Here is a 17,453-nt window from a genome sequence, read left to right on the forward strand (position 1 = left end):
TAATAAATATAAATCAACTATAATAAAACTTTTCCTCATCATATAAAATCTTATCGCCGACTAATATAACAGCCATAATATTATGACCATTATATAATCTTTGTTCGACCTATATACACCCTAACTCAAGAGCATATATAAATCTTTGCTCAACTGTTATGTTCCTTATAATATTAATATGTGTAATTTTAGTTATAGTATACACAAAATAAAATTGTAACTTATGGAAGTGGATGAGGACTATTTTCTAGCAATATGTGAGGACTTTTTCTTTACTTTTAACTTCTATGTCAAAATTAAGAAAAATAATATTTTTAATTATTTACTGCGATAACTCTATAGAATACTATGAGTTATTTGTGTACAATGTCATATTGCATTTCAGTATTTATAAAGAAAACTCATATTTCAACTGAAATATAGTATAATGTTTGTTAGAACAAAAGAATAACAATATATTTTGTAATTATAAATTCACAATTATTTTTGCAACATATATGAAGAAAGACAGAGAGGGAAAAATGAAGATTGCAGTTACTACTACAAGAGATGCAGATGAGAGCTTAAATTATAAAGCAAAAGGTGTATCTAAAGATTTAAACATATCATATATAAAAAGAGGTGATTTTAGTATCAAAGAAACAATTTTGAAAGATGGTTTTGACTATTTATTAGTAGTTGAAAGAGATAAGATTGTTATAAAGGGAGAAGATAGTGCACTGTTTTGGCATCCTAATATGTCAGAACTTAAGGTTAAATCAATAAGACAAGGAAATAAGGAAGCTATAATAGAGGCAACAAAATTAGAAGAAGGAAATAGTATATTGGATTGTACATTAGGTCTTGCAGGTGATTCTCTTGTCTTTTCAGCAGTTGTTGGAGAAAAGGGATATGTAGTAGGGACGGAAATTAATAAGTATATAGCCTATTTAAGTAAATGCGGATTAGAAAACTATAATAATATTAATGGTAAAACTATAGAGAATATAAAGGTTGTTAATGAATCATATGAAGATTATATTTTAAAGCAAAAAGATAATAGTTTTGATGTAGTATATTTTGATCCTATGTTTAAAGAACCAAATAGAAAGTCAACATCAATAAATTCCTTTAGGGATTTTGCAGATCACAAAGGGTTAACAAAAAATATTTTAATGGAAGCACTTAGAGTATGTTCAAAAAGAGTTGTTATTAAAGAAAGACAAGGCTCTAATGATTTTGAAAAGCTAGGAATAGAAAAATATTATGGTGGCAAAAAAAGCGGTTCAATTATTTATGGAGTAATTGAAAAAAATATATAAAAAATTTAGATGTGCTAAGGTAAGAAGTTTTATATGAAAGGTTTAAATAATAATTAGTTTAGTGTACAATGGGATAAATATTAATCATAGATGAGAGGAAATTGAGATGAACGGAACAAAGAGAAGTAATATTAAAATAGGATCAACGGTTTTAGTTGTTCAAAAGCAGGATCAACGTACAGGAAAATTGACAGAAGGAATAGTTAAGAAGATACTTACTAATTCACCAGAGCATTATCGTGGCATAAAAGTGATGCTTGAGAGCGGTATTGTGGGCAGGGTGAAAGAGATAAAGTAACAGTTACTTGGGAAATTATTTAATAGTATGTATAAAGGTTAGAAGTGAAAATTACTTCTAACCTTTTGATATTTAATATAAAAAACCTAGAGGAAAAATATAGGTGAATTTATAAAGTTTTGTAGTATAATAATGATAAACTATTTAATCGAAATACTAATTATGTCTATAATGAGCAGTTTAAGCGAATATATATATATAACTTAAAAAAGAGAGTGTAAAATAGTCTGTGTAAACTTCATTAGGATGATATAATAAATTATCAAATGAAGGGAGCACAGGCTATGTCTTTATCTAGAGATGAATTAGTAAAATTAATTTTGAATAACTCTGATATAAAAACGGCTGAAGATATACAAAATACATTAAAGGATTTATTTGGAGGGTTGCTTCAGCAGATGCTGGAATCGGAGATGGAAAGTCACTTAGGATATGCTAAACATGATTATGAAAATAAAAACACTTCAAATAGTAGAAATGGAAAAAGTACAAAGACTATGAAATCAAATTTAGGACTATTTGATTTAGATGTTCCAAGAGACCGCGAAGGCTCATTTGAGCCGGTGATAGTGAAAAAACATCAAACTGATGTATCACACCTAGAAAGTGCTGTAATTGGAATGTATGCAAAAGGAATGACCACAAGAGATATAGCAACTCAAATTAATGATATTTATGGAATGGATGCATCACCAACTCTTATTTCTAATATAACAGATAAAGTTATTCCAATGCTTAAAGAGTGGCAAAGCAGGCCATTAGAATCAATTTATCCAATAATATTTATGGATGCAATCCATTTTAAAGTAAGAAAAGATAATACTATTGTGTCGAAAGCAGCGTATGCTGTTATCGGAGTTAACCTTGAAGGTAAGAAAGATGTATTGGGTATTTGGATCGGTGCTTCTGAATCATCAAAATACTGGTTATTAGTTTTAAATGAACTTAAAAACCGTGGTATAAATGATATTCTAATAGCATGTGTTGATGGTCTCAACGGTTTTAAAGAAGCTATTAAAGCAGTATTTCCTAATACTGAAATACAAAGATGTATTATTCATCAAATAAGAAATTCTAGTAAATATTTATCTTATAAGGATTTAAAAGCCTTTAATGCTGATTTGAAGTTAGTATATAAAGCACCTACAGAAGACGTCGCGTTAGCAGAATTAGATAATCTAGAAGAAAAATGGGGAGACAAATATCTAATAGCAATAAAAAGTTGGAGAAACAATTGGGATGAACTCTCAACATTTTTCAAATACCCACCTGAAATAAGAAAAATAATATATACAACAAATGCAATGGAGAGTTATAACCGCCAACTTAGGAAAGTTACTAAAAGTAAATCAATTTTCCCTAACGATGAGTCATTGCTAAAGATACTTTATCTTGCAACTATTGATATAACAAAGAAATGGACGCAAGGAATTAAGGGGTGGGCTCAAATTTTAGCTCAATTATCAATCTTCTTCGAAGGTCGTTTAGACGAAGTTTTGTTTTAAAAATATAAGAACTTAACTCACTCAATCTATACATATATAATGTAATAATATTGAATAACTACAAAATTAAGGTTGGGAGTTTTATTCTACCTCCAACCTTATAAAATAAACATATTACTTTTTGAAGTTTACACGAAAGTCTTGACAGACTCTTAAAAAATGAAAAGCACTATTGGATATAGTGTTTTTCATTTTTTTAAAGTATCCATACCGGTAAAAACAAACCCAATAATCTCAGAAATTAGAACTTCTTGAGGGAGTGGTCTATTCTGAACTTCCCATTTGTAAGTTACATTATAAATGGAAGTGCTCATCATTGTTGCAACTAATTGGGCTCGTATTTGTTCATTTTCAGCTAATTCATGGTCTTTTACTAGCATCTCATAGATTATGGAATATAGCTCACAAGATATTTTGTCTCCTATTAAAGGTAAAATAGAGGCAAAACCGCACTTGCAGATGCTTTTTACCATTTCAAAGTACTCACAAACGCAAAGAATGAGGCTACGTATAGTATTCTCATTTAGGCGCATCTCGCCTAGTAGTTTATGGGAAAAGATCTCAGAGAATTTCTCTACTATGACGGTGTCAAGTAGTGCATATTTATCTGTAAAATGTGCATAGAAGGTTGCACGGTTTATGGTGGCTGCGGTAGTAATATCCTTAACTGTAATGGAGTCAAAGCCTTTTTTAGTAACTAGTGAAATAAAAGCGTTGATAATAAGATCATGGGTTCTTTTTACTCTAGGATTATTTATATTTACTGAAATATCATTACCTCATTTAAAAGAATTTTAGTTAAACTCATATTGCAGATTTAGTTTTATGTAAGCAACACTTTATCAATTTTGTTGGTTGAAAAATGTATAAGCTAATTTTATAATCATTATAAGCAACACGAGTTGGTTTTGCAATATGTGTAGCTATAATAATTGTTTGAAATAAATATTTATTTCTAGGGGGGGAAATATGTCAACTATAAATCCAAACTGTAAATGCATAAATAAAAGCTGTAAAAATCATGGTAATTGTAAAGCCTGTCGAGAGTTTCATAAATCGCAATCATATCTTAATGAAACATATTGTCAGGCTGGTGCAGTTAAATTCATAACTAAAGGATTAATATCTAAGTTAAAGTTACATTCTTAGAACACAACCCAGCAATTCAAATGAGGATTTAGTATAAAATAAAAAGGTTGGGAGTGTTGAAATATGAATTTAGATAATCCGATTTTCAAGAAGTCAATTATAGAAGTTATAAAAGCAAGAACATCGATGAGGTCATATAATGGAGTGCCTTTGGATAAAACAATAGGCGATAGCATAATAGATATTATAAATCAGGTTAAAGCACCTTTTGGCATAAATATACGAGTTAAGCTGATAAACTCTAAAGATTCAGATTTAAAGCTTGGAACCTATGGTATTATAAAAGGAACTTCTACCTTCATAGTTTCATCAATTTCAAAATCAGATAATGCATTAGTTGATTTAGGATATTCATTGGAAAGAGCAGTGCTGTATGCAACTGATTTAAATTTGGGTACATGTTGGCTAGGGGGTACCTTTAATAAAGGTCAATTTGCAGAGGTTATGGAGCTTAAAGATAATGAAATCCTTCCAATAGTTATACCTGTAGGGTATCCTAGTGAATCAAGAAGAGGCATGGATACTTTCGTTAGGTTTATGGCAGGTTCTAAAAATAGAAAAGCCTGGTCTAAACTATTCTTTGATGTAGATTTCAATACACCTTTAAAGGAGCTGGAAAGCTTAGAGTATTTTATTCCCCTTCAAATGGTAAGGCTTGCACCTTCAGCAGCAAACAAGCAACCTTGGAGAATAATTAAAAGTTCTAATTCATACGATTTCTATTTAGAACAAAGTAAAGACTCAAAAAGTGATAGTTATAATGATATGCACAAAGTAGATATTGGCATAGCTATGTGCCATTTTGAGTTAACTTCAGCAGAATTAGGGTTAGAGGGACATTGGGAGAAACTTAAGCTTTCTTCTCAGGATAATAAAAAATATATTATTTCTTGGGTTAGAAAATAGGGAAGGAGATTACATATATTTGTCTTAACTAAGGAAACATTAACTACTCACATTAGTAGATGAATTGATGGAAACAAAATTACTTAAGATAGCAGAAATTGCAAGACAAAATCCAAAAGAAAAATTTACATAATTATACCACTATATCAATAAAGAAATGCTTCTGAAATGCCATAAGCAATTGTTAGGAAATAAAGCAACGGGGATACATGACGTAGCAAAACAAGAATATTCTAAAGAACTAGATGTGAATGAGAAAGTTATTAAACTTGGAGAATAGAGCATGGGGAGGTACGCTTCATTTTCACCAAATAAGGACTAGGATTTTGATACAATGCAAAGCCACTGATTTCAGTAGCTTTCAGTGTTTCTTTGATAAACTCTGGCAGAAGGTTTTAAGATTTAGAGTTAGCTGTGGTGTGTACTTTTTAGCGATTAATAAATAGAAATATTTCAATAGTGTATGTTATTAATGATATAGAGTGAGTTTTGTGTTAAATTCTATTAACGAAGGTGGTTACGGAAAAGATTGTGTAACTACTGTAAAGCATGGTGCAGAAGAATTTGTAATATCTAAAGGGGGGGTCATATTAAATGCAATATATATCATTGAGGCTTTAACTTTAGATTGTGGAACTGTAAAAAAATTAATATCTTTTTTATTTTGCAGTGATGGAAAAAAGATACTACTATATAAAAAAATTAAAATTATTAAATTGCAGTTGTTTTAGTTACTTTTTAGGAGACTAGAATAATTGCAATTTTTGTTTTATTACAATTTAGTCACTTAAAAATCGTATAGGCTGTTATAATAATGTTAAATCTATAAGAGAGGTGATATAACTTGAAGATTTTACTAGTTGAAGACGATAAAATTATTGCATCTGGACTAGAATATTCCTTGAAGCAGGAGGGGTTTGATACAATGGTTTGTTATGATATTTCCTCAGCTAAGGGTGTTATAGAAGATAATAAATTTAATCTATGCTTATTTGACTTATCCCTGCCTGATGGAAGTGGATATGAACTATGTAAGATAGTTAGAGAAAAAGATGATACACCTGTCATATTTTTAACTGCTTGCGATGATGAAGTTAATGTAGTAATGGGACTTGATATTGGTGCAGATGATTATATAACAAAGCCTTTTCGTATCAGAGAACTTATTTCTCGCATAAGGTCTGTAATACGCAGATATGGTAAGGACAGCAGTTCAAAAGCAATATTAGAATTAAATAATGTTCGTATTAATACTCTTGATGCAAAGGTATATAAAAATGATGCAGAAATTACCTTAACAGCGCTTGAGTATCGTCTATTGCTAATCTTTGCAAATAATCCGGGGCAGGTTTTATCAAGGAATCAAATCTTAGAGGGAATATGGGATGTAGCAGGAGATTTCGTAAATGATAATACGCTAACGGTTTACATAAAAAGGATAAGAGAAAAGCTGGAAGATGATCCACAAAAGCCTACAATTATAAAGACAGTCAGGGGTTTGGGATATAAGGTTGGTGATTAAAATGATAAGAAATAGAGAGGTTAGAGTGTACTTTATTATTGCTTTTATAGTATCTACTATAGCAGTAGCCTGTATTTTTTTCTTGAATTTTCTAGCAGGAATAATTTCTTTTATAGCTTTTGTTATCTTGTTTGTTAGTAGTTTTTGGTTTATTAAAAGAGAATATGGAGAGCTTGAGAAACTCTCTGGTTATTTGAGGCGTATTTGCAATGGAGAGTATTCACTGGATATTAGAGATAACGAAGAGGGAGAACTAAGCATTCTTAAAAATGAGATTTATAAGGTGACTCTTATGCTTTCAAAGCAAGGGGAACTTCTTAAAAAAGAGAAAATGCAGCTTGCTGATGCCATATCGGATATATCCCATCAGCTGAAGACACCGCTTACATCTATGAGGGTTATGTCAGACTTATTAAGCAATAATGACCTAGAGGCGGAAAAAAGAATTGAATTTACTAATAATATTGAAATGCAGCTTGATCGTATGCAGTGGCTGTTAACTTCTTTACTAAAGCTATCTAAAATAGATGCTGGAACGGTGAGCTTTAAAAAGGATAGAGTAGCTGTATCAGAACTAATTAGAAAATCAACTGAGCCTCTTTTGATTCCTATAGAAATTAAGAATCAAACACTAGTGATAGAAGGCGGTAGTAATGTAAGCTTTATTGGAGATTTATACTGGACTACAGAGGCTTTAATCAACATAATAAAAAATTGCATAGAGCATACTGGAGAAGATGGAAGAATATCTATCTTCTTTGATGAAAATCCTTTGTTTACAGAAATAAAGATTTTAGATAACGGAAGTGGAATAGAAAAAGAAGATTTACCATATATTTTCAAGCGATTTTATAAGGGCAAAAATGCAGGTGAAGATAGCGTGGGAATAGGTCTTGCTATGGCTAAAACCATTGTTATAAGTCAAAATGGAGATATAAATGTAAGCAGCAGGAAAAATGAGGGGACATGTTTTATTATAAAATTTTATAAGATAACGGTATAAAGGATAGATATTTATATCAAACAAAATTTAAGGCTTAAAAATTCATAAGTGACTAAATTGTAATAATAAAGTCACTGTAAAGTCATCTGAACTATATATACTAAAACCATGATAAAAAACTTGGAGGTTTTAAGATGGAAATACTAAGAATAGAACACTTATCTAAGGTATATGGCAGTGGGGATACTGCGGTAAAGGCACTTAATGATGTATCCTTTTCAGTAGAAAAAGGAGAATTTGTCGCAATTATTGGACCATCAGGTTCAGGAAAATCAACTTTGCTTCATATGCTTGGAGGCGTAGATAGACCGACTAGTGGTAAGGTTTTAGTAGATAATACTGATATTTATAATTTAGATGAAACACAGCTGGCTATCTTTAGGCGCAGACAAATCGGACTTATATATCAATTTTATAATCTTATTCCAGTACTCAATGTAGAAGAAAATATTACTCTCCCACTACTGCTTGATGGACACAAAGTAGATAAGAAGCAGTTTGATGAGATAATAAAAATACTTAACTTAGAGAAAAGGCTCAATCATTTGCCTAACCAACTTTCTGGTGGACAACAACAAAGAGTGTCTATAGGAAGAGCTCTTATAAGTAATCCAGCTATAATGCTTGCTGATGAGCCAACTGGAAATCTAGATAGTAAGAATAGTAGTGAAATAGTTGATTTATTAAAAATGTTTAACAAAACTTTTAACCAAACCCTTATAATAATTACTCATGATGAGCGTATTGCATTACAAGCTGACAGAATCATAGCAATAGAAGATGGTGAAATTAAAAAGGATGAGGTGGTTCGCTCGTGAATATAATAAATAAATTGACTTTAAGGCATTTAAAATTAAATAAAAAGAGAACAATTGTAACTATAATAGGTGTAATTATCTCAGCGGCAATGGTAACTGGTGTGGCTACTCTCGTAGTTTCTTTTATGGATGTAATGCAAAGACAAAGTATAGCCAATGAAGGGGAGTGGCACGTTGTCTATAAAGATATTGATAACGTTCAACTCCAATCAATAAAAAGTGATAAAAATACGAAGAATGTTATTTTGAGTAGGGATTTAGGATATGCATTGTTAAATGGAAGTAAAAATGTTAGTAAACCTTACTTATTTATACAGGAGTACAACAAAGAAGGTTTTAGGAAGTTTCCAGTTGAATTAAGTAAGGGAAGGTTCCCAGAAGCTACAAATGAAGTTGTAATTTCAGAGGACATTATAAACAATGCTAAAGTTAACTACAAAATAGGAGATACTCTAACTGCTGATATTGGAAAGAGATATTCCGACAATAGAGTTTTGACACAGAACGATTATTTTCAAAAGAATAAAGATACTCTTGGAGAAACTTTAACAAAGGAAAATACAAAAACTTATAAAATTGTAGGTATGATAAAGCGTCCTAAGTTTGAGCCCACATGGGCTCCAGGTTTTACAGTACTTGGTTATATAGATGAAAATAATGTTACTTCGCAGGAAAAAGAAAATGCGTTTGTAATATTAAAAAGTATTAACAGAGGACTATTTGATTATGCAAAAGATATAGCAGAACAAAATAAAATAAAAACAGTAGAGTTTAATAATAGCTTACTTAGATATCATGGAGTTGTTAAGGATGATTCAATGCATAATATGATTCTTGGTCTATCCGCTATAATGATTATTATAATAATGGTTGGATCTATTTCGCTCATATATAATGCTTTTGCTATTTCTGTATCAGAACGTTCAAGGTATTTAGGAATGCTATCAAGTGTAGGAGCTACTAAAAGACAAAAGAGAGATTCAGTGTTTTTTGAAGGAGCAGTTATAGGAGTAATAGGTATTCCAATTGGAATTATTTGCGGATTTTTAGGTATGAGCCTTACGTTCCTATGTGTAAACTCTATTATTAGGGGTGTTTTGGGAATTACTGAAAACTTTAGGGTAGTTGTATCGCCATTAATTGTTATTGCTGCCATTGTAGTTTCTGCTCTTACTATACTAATATCAACATATATTCCTGCAAAAAGAGCTTCAAGTATATCTGCTATCGATGCTATTCGTCAAACCTCGGATATAAAATTAACAGGTAAAGAGATAAAAACTTCAAGGTTTACAGAAAAAGTGTTTGGTATTGAGGGAAATATAGGACTTAAGAATTTAAAAAGAAATAAAGGTAGATATAAGGCAACAGTATTTTCTTTGACTATCAGTATGGTATTGTTTTTGAGTGTAAACTCTGTTACTTCTGATTTAAAGAAATCTGTTATTTTAAGTCAAGATGGAATAAATTATGATATAAATGTATTAATCACAGGTAAAAATGCAGAGGAAAAAAACAATACAGTTAAAAAAATAAGCGCTCTTGATAACATAAAAGAGCTTAACCAAGTAAATACTTTTGATGCAAGGGTATGGATTAATGAAAACTCCATGGCAGACTACTTGAAAGGTGACGACAAGAGTATAATGAAAAATGGAGCATATCCTTATAGTGTTAATGTAAACGCATTAGATAACGAAGCTCTTAAAATATATGCAAAAGAAGTTGGAGTAGATTTTAACTTATTAAAAGATACAAATAAAATTTCTGCAATAGTTATTGATACAGTTAAATATAAAGATATGCAGACTGAAAAATATGTTCAAACAAAGGCCGTAAAAGTAAATAAGGGAGAAAAGCTAGATTTACTTTATCATAGCTTTGAACCAGAAAAAGATGAGCCGCTAACATCAGTAGAAATAGCAGCTACTACAGATAAATTACCGACAGGAGTTTTTTCTCTAGAGGCAAATCCAGAATTTAACATTATAGTATCTAGAGAAGTATTTGATAAAATAATAGGTGTTCGTGGGAATATAGTTGAAAGCATTGATACAAACTTATTTATAAAGAGTAATGATCCTGTAACACTTCAGACAGATATTGAAACTATTATAAATGCTGGAGGGGACAATAGAATGTCTATTCAAAATGTATTTATGAATAGACAAAGAGAAAATCAGATCATTGTACTTATGTCAGTTTTTGGATATGGATTTGTTGCACTAATTATAGCTATCTGCGTTGCAAATATACTTAACACAATATCCACTAGTGTTGCTCTTAGGAAGAGAGAGTTTGCCATGTTAAAATCTGTTGGAATGACACCAAAAAGCTTCAATAAAATGATAAACTATGAAAGTATATTTTATGGCATTAAATCACTTGCATATGGACTTCCAGTAAGCATTGGAATAATGTATTTAATTCATAGAATAATCATGGGAAAATTTAATTTTAATTTTATTCTTCCATGGGTAAGCATTTTATCAGCTGTAGTTTCTGTATTTATAATTGTGGGTGTAGCAATGCTTTATTCTAGCTCAAGAGTAAAAAGGGAGAATATTATAGATGCACTCAAGAGTGAATAGTATCAATAGAATTATTTAATATCTATGATAAAAAGTTAGTTAGCTATAAAATAAGAAAAAGCTTTGGAGAATATTAAAATGGTTCCTATGTCAAGGACATTTTGAAAAAGGCTAGGCAGCTATGAGCTGGTTTCTGTATTGTACAGGAGCCAGCTTTTTAAGTCCCCACTGATATCTATAATTATTATAATACTCCATATAGTTATCAATTGAAGCTTCTAATTCTTCAAATGTTGAACAACTTTTTAAGTCAATTTCATCTTTCATATGACCAAAAAATGATTCCTGCGGGGCATTATCCCAGCAATTTCCGCGCCTAGACATAGACTGACCAATTTTATATTTTTTAAGAAGTTTTTGAAATCTAGGACTAGTATAATGAACTCCTTGATCCGAATGAATAAAGGCATCTTTATTTAGTAAATTTTTGTGATTTTTCATCAACTTTTTAATAGTTTCGGTAGCTATATCTAATGTAAGGCTATTGGAAAGCTGATATGAAAGAATTTCATTTGTTGAAGCATCTTTAATAGTTGACAAATAAGCCCTATTGGATGCTCCATATGTTAAATAAGTTATATCTGTTAATAAAACTTTTCCGACCAAATCTTGCTTGAATTCTCTATTTAAAATATTAGGTACAACAGTATGCTCATGAGTAGCTTTCATCATTCTACGATAAGGGTTAGCTTTTCTAATTGGGCACTCAATATTATATTTTCTCATGATTCGTTGTATACATTTTCGATTTATTATAAGATTAAATTCATTCTCTAACACCATTTTTATAGAACGAGAACCTTTCTTGTAGCCCCTATGATTAAATGCTTTAAGAATGATATCCTTCAATTCTAAATCCTTTTCTTCTCTACGATTACGTTTGCCTGTTGATTTTAAATAATTATAATAGCCTGATCTAGATACTAAAGCTACTTCGCATAAATGTGAAACCATATTTTTATAGTTATATGTCAAAATTATATGTTGTATTATTACAAAGATTGATGATGCACTTAGTTTACTATTTTTCACCTGCCTTTCTTGCAGCTCGATTTTTTTAATAGTTCTGCCTCAGCTTTCCAATAAGCAATTTCTGCATCCTTTTTGGCTATTATTTCTTCAACGGTTAGTTCACGTTTAAGTGGACGACCACTGTTTAATTTTCTAGAATCTCTTAGACCAAGCTCTCCTGATTCATTATAAGCATTACGCCATCTTTTACTTGCACACCAAATTCTATTATTTCCAATAACATCTATATCAAATTCAGCATCTTGAAAAATATGAATAGGTAGTTTTCCCTTGCTACGCTCAGCGATAAACAATATTTTAAATTCATCTGTATATGTAATTCCACGTTTACTTACAGATTTAACATATCTATTTTTTGATAAACTTTTAATTTCTTCATCTGAAAATAATTTTTTACTCATTCTTTTCACAACCTTACTATATTTCTTCTTATCTTTTATTGTACAAAAAAAGAACCTATTGAAATAGTCTTTTTTTAGTGTCTATTTCATAGGTTCCATTTTATATCCTTAGCTTTTTTTATTTTATTAAAAGTTAGTATAGAGCTTTATTTCGTGCTAACTTTTATGTTTTAATATCAATATTTATACCTGATATTAAGATAAAAAAATATGTTACTAAATATTAAAATTAAACGATTTAGAAAGTTATAATGAATATTATCCATATATATTGCAAAAATAATTCTTCATTATGATTCTAAAACTATTGCAAGAATTTTAGCCGTAATTGTGCATTGTGAATTGCAACATATATACATTAATAAATAATGAGGTGGATTTTATAAGTAAGGTTATTAGTATGTAATATATTTTGGATTAAAATAAGATAAGATTTTTTGGTGGATTTCAAAGATCACCTCTCGCCTCAACCATGAAACCCACCACACGTGGGTCTATTATTTTTTATAAAACATTGGAGGTGGTATCTTTTGTTAGCTGTTTATTTTAATATTTGTGAAATGTTTTAAATTTATTCATATGATGGAATTGATCGGGAAAATTGAATACTTTTAATTATTTTAGAGCTAGGTGTTGGCTTCTATACCACTGTTATTATCTGCTGCCCATTCAAAGAAATAGAAGAAAAGCATCATAATGTTTTACTACGTCGCATGAATTTGGATTATCCTGAATTGCCGGAAAAATATTAGAAAAAAGTTTATCTTTCGATAATGACATATGCAAGGTTATAGCGGATTTAAAAACAAAAAATATAGTATAATTTCCTGACAAGGTATCTATTGATATGTTAAATTATGTAACATTTCAATAAAATTAATCATATATTGAACTATACGAAAGATTCAGGAGGCGTAGTTTGATGCACGATTTAAAAGAAAAAATAAAAACGGTGGAAATAAATCTACCCAAAGGGAAAGTAGTGATTGTTCTACCGGAAGATGTACCTGTAGATTATACAGAGATTAAAAAGATTGAGGAGCAACAAAGAGAAGCTGATCTTGGAAACTCTAACGGAGTTCCAGCAACAATTTCATTAGCTTCTGTAAGTGGAGATTTACTTCAAACTTATAGAACAACTGATGAATTCTTTCTATATTTCAATTATATATCAGGAACTGTAGTCCTAAAGTCAGAACATTTACTTGCAAGGACCTATGATATGAATTTAAATGTAATAGATACTAAAATAGTATCAAAAGTAGTAATGCCATTAAAGGACTTTATTGCTGCTAGATTTAATTTCTTATCCTTACCATCTCAAAACCCACAAAATGCACCAATGCATGTAAATGAAATATGGGTTGCTAACAATGCTATTGTTTATAACACAAGAAATGTGGATGATATCATGTTTTTAGGGCATAAGGGAATTGGTCTTGTTACAACAGAGGAAACTGCGCTCTTTACAGTTTTGTATCAAAATGGCAAGCTTACAGCGGAAAATGTATCTACTTTCATGATTATTTCTACAAGGCGTTTAACCACTTATTTATATAACGCAATAGATACTAATTTATCATAATTTAAAAGGGGCTATTTCAACAGCCCCGTTATGAAAGTATTAGTTATAAAAACCTTATGCATTACGGAAATCAAGTTATGCCAATTGTTGAGGAATTTATTTATTCTGATAAGTATAGTAATCAAAATTATTTTAAACAAGGAAAGGACTCCATATTTTTTACCATATTACCTAATGTGATTATAGATTACAGTGTTACTTTAGGAAGAATATTAGGCAGCTTAATTACAATTGCAGTGATGGTAATAATGGCATAATACTTATGAAACACTTCTTTAAAAATTTTTTAGAAATGTAGTGGATTTATAAGGTCATGCTTCGCCTCCAACATAAAATCCACGACCATTTGTATGTGGCTTAAATAGCTACTTACAAGCGGTTGTGTTTTTTGAAAGGTAAAGGTAGGGAATATTACATTGTTAATGGAGATATTCTTCCTATAAGATTATTTGTATAGGCTAGTTTTCCGTCCACAGTTATTACAACAGCACCCATACCTTTAATTCTATTAACTCTATGAATAATTGAAGCAGCATCTAATCCAAACAATTTTGTAGTATATATATCGCAGTCTATGGATTTATCAGAAATAATAGTTAATGAAGCTATATTACTTTCTATTGGGTAGCCTGTTTTGCTGTCAAATATATGGTGATACTTACGTCCATCCTTTTCAAAAATTCTCTCATATATTCCTGATGTTACAACTGATTTATCTTTTATTCTGACAAGTGCCACTGCATTTCCTCTTGGTAGAAACGGATTTTGTATTCCAACATTCCAGTCACCGCTGTTTGATGGTGAGTCTCCAGAAACGAGGACATTACCGCCCATATCTACCATAGCTGAAACAGCGCCATTTTCCTTAAAGAATTCCATGACTTTATCAGCAAAATAGCCTTTAGCTATGGCGCCAAGGTCTATTTCAATGCCTTTTTTTAAGAAATACACGGTCTTTTTTTCATCATCTAGTTGTATATTTTCAGGCTTTAAAAGTTCTAATACATTTGCTATAGCTTCTTTCTCTGGTACATGTGACTCCTTAAAACCTATTCTCCATAATTTTATTAATGGTCCTATTGCAATATTTAAATATGTATTCTCACATAAACTATGTTTTTTTCCTATTTTTATCAGCTCATACAGCTCTGCATCCACTTCTTGCGGAGCTAGTGGAGCTGTTTTTTTTAGCATGGCAAGCTGTGAGTTATCACTGTTAGCACTAAAGACTTTTTCATAATTAATCAGCATATCACAAGCCTTTTCTGCAAGCTTTTCAGCAGATTCTCCCTTTATATATAGAGAGATCTTTGTTCCCATAAGATATATTATCTTCGTATACTCATTCATTTTGCTCTCCTACAATGTAATTATTTTGTCCATGAATTAGAAATGCATCTATAAGGTCTTTATCAATATCAGTTAGTTTTTTTTCACTGTGATAAGCCATAAAATAATCTAAATTCAGTTCATCAATTGGAATTTGATATATGTTGTATTCAGATGGACACTCCTTTACATAGATGCTTTCTGGTATAAAGGTCAGTCCCAAATTACTCGTTGCAAGATTACGTACAGTGTTGATTTCGGTGCTTTCCATTATGATTTTTGGTTCCACCTTATAAACGCTTAATAATTGATCTATCTGCTTTCTTATAGCAGAACCCTTGGAAGTTAGTATCAGCTTTTGACACAATATCTTGTTTATGTCGATAGTTCCTTCTGGAATAATGGCGACATCTTTTTGATATAGATCACAGCAGCGAGGAATAATAGCACGGTATCCATGTCTGCCCCAAGTAATAGAGTTTAAGTTTGGAGAAATATTTCTTGAATTTTGTCCAAGCCAAAAATCCAATTCACCATTCAAAATGAGTTTCTCATTTTTTTCTGGTAAAGTCTCTGAAAGCTCTATTCTACAGTTTGGATGTATATCCAAAAATTTTGGTAAAAAAAGAGGCAAAAGGTAGGTCCCAAGGCTAGGAAGTACTCCTATCTTTATAACCTTGCTATCTATATCAGACACAGCTGATATTTCCCTAATCAGCTTCGCATAATTATTTTCTATTGAAGTTAAATACTGATAATATATCTTCCCCTGCTCAGTTAAGCGATATGGCAGCTTGCTACGACTTATAAGCTCACAGTTTAACTGACTTTCTATCCTTTTAATACTCTGTGTCAAGTGAGGTTGAGAAATATAAAGTGATTTGGCAGCCTTGCCATAATTGCTGTATTTTAAAATTGCATCAATATAATACAAAATATCCTGAGAATAGTATTTTGACATTTAACTCATCCTTTTGTGAAATAATTAGGCATATGAAAATAAATAACGAGTCCCAAATAGCCTTGCAAGTGGACTTGTTATTTATCTGATGTCTAGCCGCTGTAACACTCCCGCTTCTATAAGCGGGAGATAAGTGAGAATCCAAATCTTGTATTTGGTTAATCGAATTTATACAAATCACATTAGTGATTTGTGAAACAGCGGCACGACCCTAGATAAGTTCAACTAAGATTCAGATGGAGATCAAACTCCACCTGAATCAAGTTTCACTTGATTTGATAGTGCCTTACTCATTTAATCTTGTGTTCGATTATAACAAATATGTTATCAAACTTCAATAAATAACTATTAGATATAATATACTTAACATGTTAAAATTATATCAAACAATCATTAAAATTATGAAGTTATGAAATTTTGAAATACAGGAAGGGGATTACTATGAAGTATTTAGCAATTGTAGGCACTAACTCAGACGTGTCAACTAATCGTATGCTGCTTCAATTTATGCAAAAGCATTTTTCGAGTGAGGCAGAGATAGAACTATATGAAATTAAGGATTTACCTGCCTTTAATGAACCAGAGGATTCTGATATTCCTCAAAAGGTAGCAGAATTATCTGATAAAATTTTAAAAGCAGATGGAGTAATAATAGCAACTCCAGAGTATGATCATGCCATACCTGCAGTTTTAAAGAGTGCTCTTGAATGGATTAGTTACACTAGTCAGGCACTTACTGACAAACCTGTTTTAATAGTGGGGGCTTCTTTTGGTACACTTGGTTCTTCTCGTGCACAGGCGCATCTTAGACAAATACTTGATTCACCTGAGCTTGCTGCAAGAATCATGCCAAGTAGTGAATTCCTTTTAGGAAAATCACAGGGGGCATTTGATAGCGCAGGAAATCTTATCTATTCAGATAAGTTATCAGAGCTTGATGAAATTTTCAGAGAGTTTCTTTTATTTACAGATATTACATCAAAACTTTTAGCAGAAAAAGTTTTACATAAAAAAGTTAAAAAATTCACTTGGGAAGAGTAGGAGGCTTAATA

At 30.9% G+C, this 17,453-nt stretch carries 18 protein-coding genes; 14 read left to right on the forward strand and 4 right to left on the reverse strand.

The genetic code is table 11. The features are described from left to right. Positions 1–521 precede the first annotated feature (521 nt). The 3 genes from KEC93_RS10450 (at position 522) to KEC93_RS10460 (ending at position 3,104) form a co-directional block, all read left to right on the forward strand. Entirely contained in the window at positions 522–1,301 is a 780-nt protein-coding gene (locus tag KEC93_RS10450; RefSeq protein ID WP_077869630.1) for a class I SAM-dependent methyltransferase, read from the forward strand. Between the two features lie 106 nt (positions 1,302–1,407). Further along, positions 1,408–1,599 (forward strand): YwbE family protein, encoded by a 192-nt coding sequence (locus KEC93_RS10455; RefSeq protein ID WP_077869631.1) that lies wholly within the window; start codon positions 1,408–1,410, stop codon positions 1,597–1,599. A 284-nt stretch (positions 1,600–1,883) separates the two neighbouring features. Beyond that, on the forward strand, positions 1,884–3,104 hold the full coding sequence (locus KEC93_RS10460; RefSeq protein ID WP_023975033.1) for an IS256 family transposase: 1,221 nt from the start codon (positions 1,884–1,886) through the stop codon (positions 3,102–3,104). A gap of 188 nt (positions 3,105–3,292) precedes the next feature. Here KEC93_RS10460 and KEC93_RS26890 read toward each other — a convergent pair whose 3' ends face one another. Next, positions 3,293–3,811: a TetR/AcrR family transcriptional regulator gene (locus KEC93_RS26890; RefSeq protein ID WP_420022548.1), complete on the reverse strand. Its 519-nt coding sequence runs from the start codon at positions 3,809–3,811 to the stop codon at positions 3,293–3,295. Between KEC93_RS26890 and KEC93_RS26480 the strand changes: the two genes are divergently transcribed. From KEC93_RS26480 to KEC93_RS10500, 8 genes are all read left to right on the forward strand, one after another. After that, positions 3,744–3,902 carry a hypothetical protein gene (locus tag KEC93_RS26480; RefSeq protein WP_241394817.1) on the forward strand — a complete coding sequence of 53 codons (159 nt, stop codon included), beginning with the start codon at positions 3,744–3,746 and terminating at the stop codon, positions 3,900–3,902. The two genes, KEC93_RS26890 and KEC93_RS26480, sit on opposite strands and share 68 nt — an antisense overlap. A gap of 171 nt (positions 3,903–4,073) precedes the next feature. Next, entirely contained in the window at positions 4,074–4,253 is a 180-nt protein-coding gene (locus tag KEC93_RS10470) for a hypothetical protein (RefSeq protein WP_023973766.1), read from the forward strand. A gap of 63 nt (positions 4,254–4,316) precedes the next feature. Further along, entirely contained in the window at positions 4,317–5,159 is an 843-nt protein-coding gene (locus KEC93_RS10475; RefSeq protein ID WP_077869632.1) for a nitroreductase family protein, read from the forward strand. Positions 5,160–5,641: 482 nt separating this feature from the next. Then, positions 5,642–5,890, forward strand: a complete 249-nt coding sequence (locus KEC93_RS10480; RefSeq protein WP_211969882.1) for a hypothetical protein — start codon at positions 5,642–5,644, stop codon at positions 5,888–5,890. 113 nt (positions 5,891–6,003) lie between these two features. Continuing rightward, entirely contained in the window at positions 6,004–6,681 is a 678-nt protein-coding gene (locus KEC93_RS10485) for a response regulator transcription factor (protein ID WP_077869634.1), read from the forward strand. Between the two features lies 1 nt (position 6,682). Next, positions 6,683–7,684, forward strand: coding sequence for a sensor histidine kinase (locus KEC93_RS10490; RefSeq protein ID WP_077869635.1), 1,002 nt, complete (start codon positions 6,683–6,685; stop codon positions 7,682–7,684). A 134-nt stretch (positions 7,685–7,818) separates the two neighbouring features. Beyond that, complete coding sequence (locus tag KEC93_RS10495; protein WP_065416982.1) at positions 7,819–8,502, forward strand: ABC transporter ATP-binding protein; 684 nt, start codon at positions 7,819–7,821, stop codon at positions 8,500–8,502. Beyond that, positions 8,499–11,093: an ABC transporter permease gene (locus KEC93_RS10500; protein WP_077869636.1), complete on the forward strand. Its 2,595-nt coding sequence runs from the start codon at positions 8,499–8,501 to the stop codon at positions 11,091–11,093. The genes KEC93_RS10495 and KEC93_RS10500 overlap by 4 nt, the downstream gene beginning before the upstream one ends. A 111-nt stretch (positions 11,094–11,204) precedes the next feature. Here the strand turns inward: KEC93_RS10500 and KEC93_RS10505 are convergent. Then, positions 11,205–12,526 (reverse strand): IS3 family transposase gene (locus KEC93_RS10505; RefSeq protein ID WP_420022546.1). Its coding sequence is split into 2 segments (ribosomal slippage): positions 11,205–12,133 and positions 12,133–12,526, totalling 1,323 coding nucleotides; the frame shifts between segments, so codons are not numbered across the junction. 922 nt (positions 12,527–13,448) lie between these two features. Between KEC93_RS10505 and KEC93_RS10510 the strand changes: the two genes are divergently transcribed. Both KEC93_RS10510 and KEC93_RS10515 read left to right on the forward strand, forming a co-directional pair. After that, the gene (locus KEC93_RS10510; protein ID WP_077869957.1) at positions 13,449–14,111 is read left to right on the forward strand and encodes a hypothetical protein; all 663 of its coding nucleotides are present in this window, start codon (positions 13,449–13,451) and stop codon (positions 14,109–14,111) included. Positions 14,112–14,167: 56 nt separating this feature from the next. Then, complete coding sequence (locus KEC93_RS10515; RefSeq protein WP_139357416.1) at positions 14,168–14,368, forward strand: hypothetical protein; 201 nt, start codon at positions 14,168–14,170, stop codon at positions 14,366–14,368. Between the two features lie 154 nt (positions 14,369–14,522). On the opposite strand, the gene KEC93_RS10520 is transcribed toward KEC93_RS10515, so the two are convergent. Then, complete coding sequence (locus KEC93_RS10520; protein ID WP_077869959.1) at positions 14,523–15,461, reverse strand: FAD:protein FMN transferase; 939 nt, start codon at positions 15,459–15,461, stop codon at positions 14,523–14,525. Beyond that, a complete protein-coding gene (locus tag KEC93_RS10525) occupies positions 15,454–16,401 on the reverse strand; it encodes a LysR substrate-binding domain-containing protein (RefSeq protein ID WP_077869960.1) in 948 nt (315 codons plus the stop codon). Before KEC93_RS10525 ends, KEC93_RS10520 begins: the two co-directional genes overlap by 8 nt. Positions 16,402–16,842: 441 nt before the next feature. Here KEC93_RS10525 and KEC93_RS10530 point away from each other — a divergent pair, with 441 nt between their 5' ends. Continuing rightward, positions 16,843–17,442 carry an NADH:(hydroxy)cinnamate reductase subunit CrdA gene (locus KEC93_RS10530; RefSeq protein WP_077869961.1) on the forward strand — a complete coding sequence of 200 codons (600 nt, stop codon included), beginning with the start codon at positions 16,843–16,845 and terminating at the stop codon, positions 17,440–17,442. The last annotated feature ends 11 nt before the right edge of the window (positions 17,443–17,453 follow it).

The sequence above is a fragment of the Clostridium beijerinckii genome, assembly GCF_018223745.1.
In the GTDB taxonomy this organism is placed as follows: domain Bacteria; phylum Bacillota; class Clostridia; order Clostridiales; family Clostridiaceae; genus Clostridium; species Clostridium beijerinckii.

Bases quoted from the DNA above. Each gene is read 5' to 3' on its own strand.
- KEC93_RS10450 (WP_077869630.1), top strand. From the start codon at position 522: ATGAAGATTGCAGTTACTACTACAAGAGATGCAGATGAGAGCTTAAAT.
- KEC93_RS10455 (WP_077869631.1), top strand. From the start codon at position 1,408: ATGAACGGAACAAAGAGAAGTAATATTAAAATAGGATCAACGGTTTTA.
- KEC93_RS10460 (WP_023975033.1), top strand. From the start codon at position 1,884: ATGTCTTTATCTAGAGATGAATTAGTAAAATTAATTTTGAATAACTCT.
- KEC93_RS26480 (WP_241394817.1), top strand. From the start codon at position 3,744: ATGGTGGCTGCGGTAGTAATATCCTTAACTGTAATGGAGTCAAAGCCT.
- KEC93_RS10470 (WP_023973766.1), top strand. From the start codon at position 4,074: ATGTCAACTATAAATCCAAACTGTAAATGCATAAATAAAAGCTGTAAA.
- KEC93_RS10475 (WP_077869632.1), top strand. From the start codon at position 4,317: ATGAATTTAGATAATCCGATTTTCAAGAAGTCAATTATAGAAGTTATA.
- KEC93_RS10490 (WP_077869635.1), top strand. From the start codon at position 6,683: ATGATAAGAAATAGAGAGGTTAGAGTGTACTTTATTATTGCTTTTATA.
- KEC93_RS10495 (WP_065416982.1), top strand. From the start codon at position 7,819: ATGGAAATACTAAGAATAGAACACTTATCTAAGGTATATGGCAGTGGG.
- KEC93_RS10510 (WP_077869957.1), top strand. From the start codon at position 13,449: ATGCACGATTTAAAAGAAAAAATAAAAACGGTGGAAATAAATCTACCC.
- KEC93_RS10515 (WP_139357416.1), top strand. From the start codon at position 14,168: ATGCATTACGGAAATCAAGTTATGCCAATTGTTGAGGAATTTATTTAT.
- KEC93_RS10520 (WP_077869959.1), bottom strand. From the start codon at position 15,461: ATGAATGAGTATACGAAGATAATATATCTTATGGGAACAAAGATCTCT.
- KEC93_RS10525 (WP_077869960.1), bottom strand. From the start codon at position 16,401: ATGTCAAAATACTATTCTCAGGATATTTTGTATTATATTGATGCAATT.
- KEC93_RS10530 (WP_077869961.1), top strand. From the start codon at position 16,843: ATGAAGTATTTAGCAATTGTAGGCACTAACTCAGACGTGTCAACTAAT.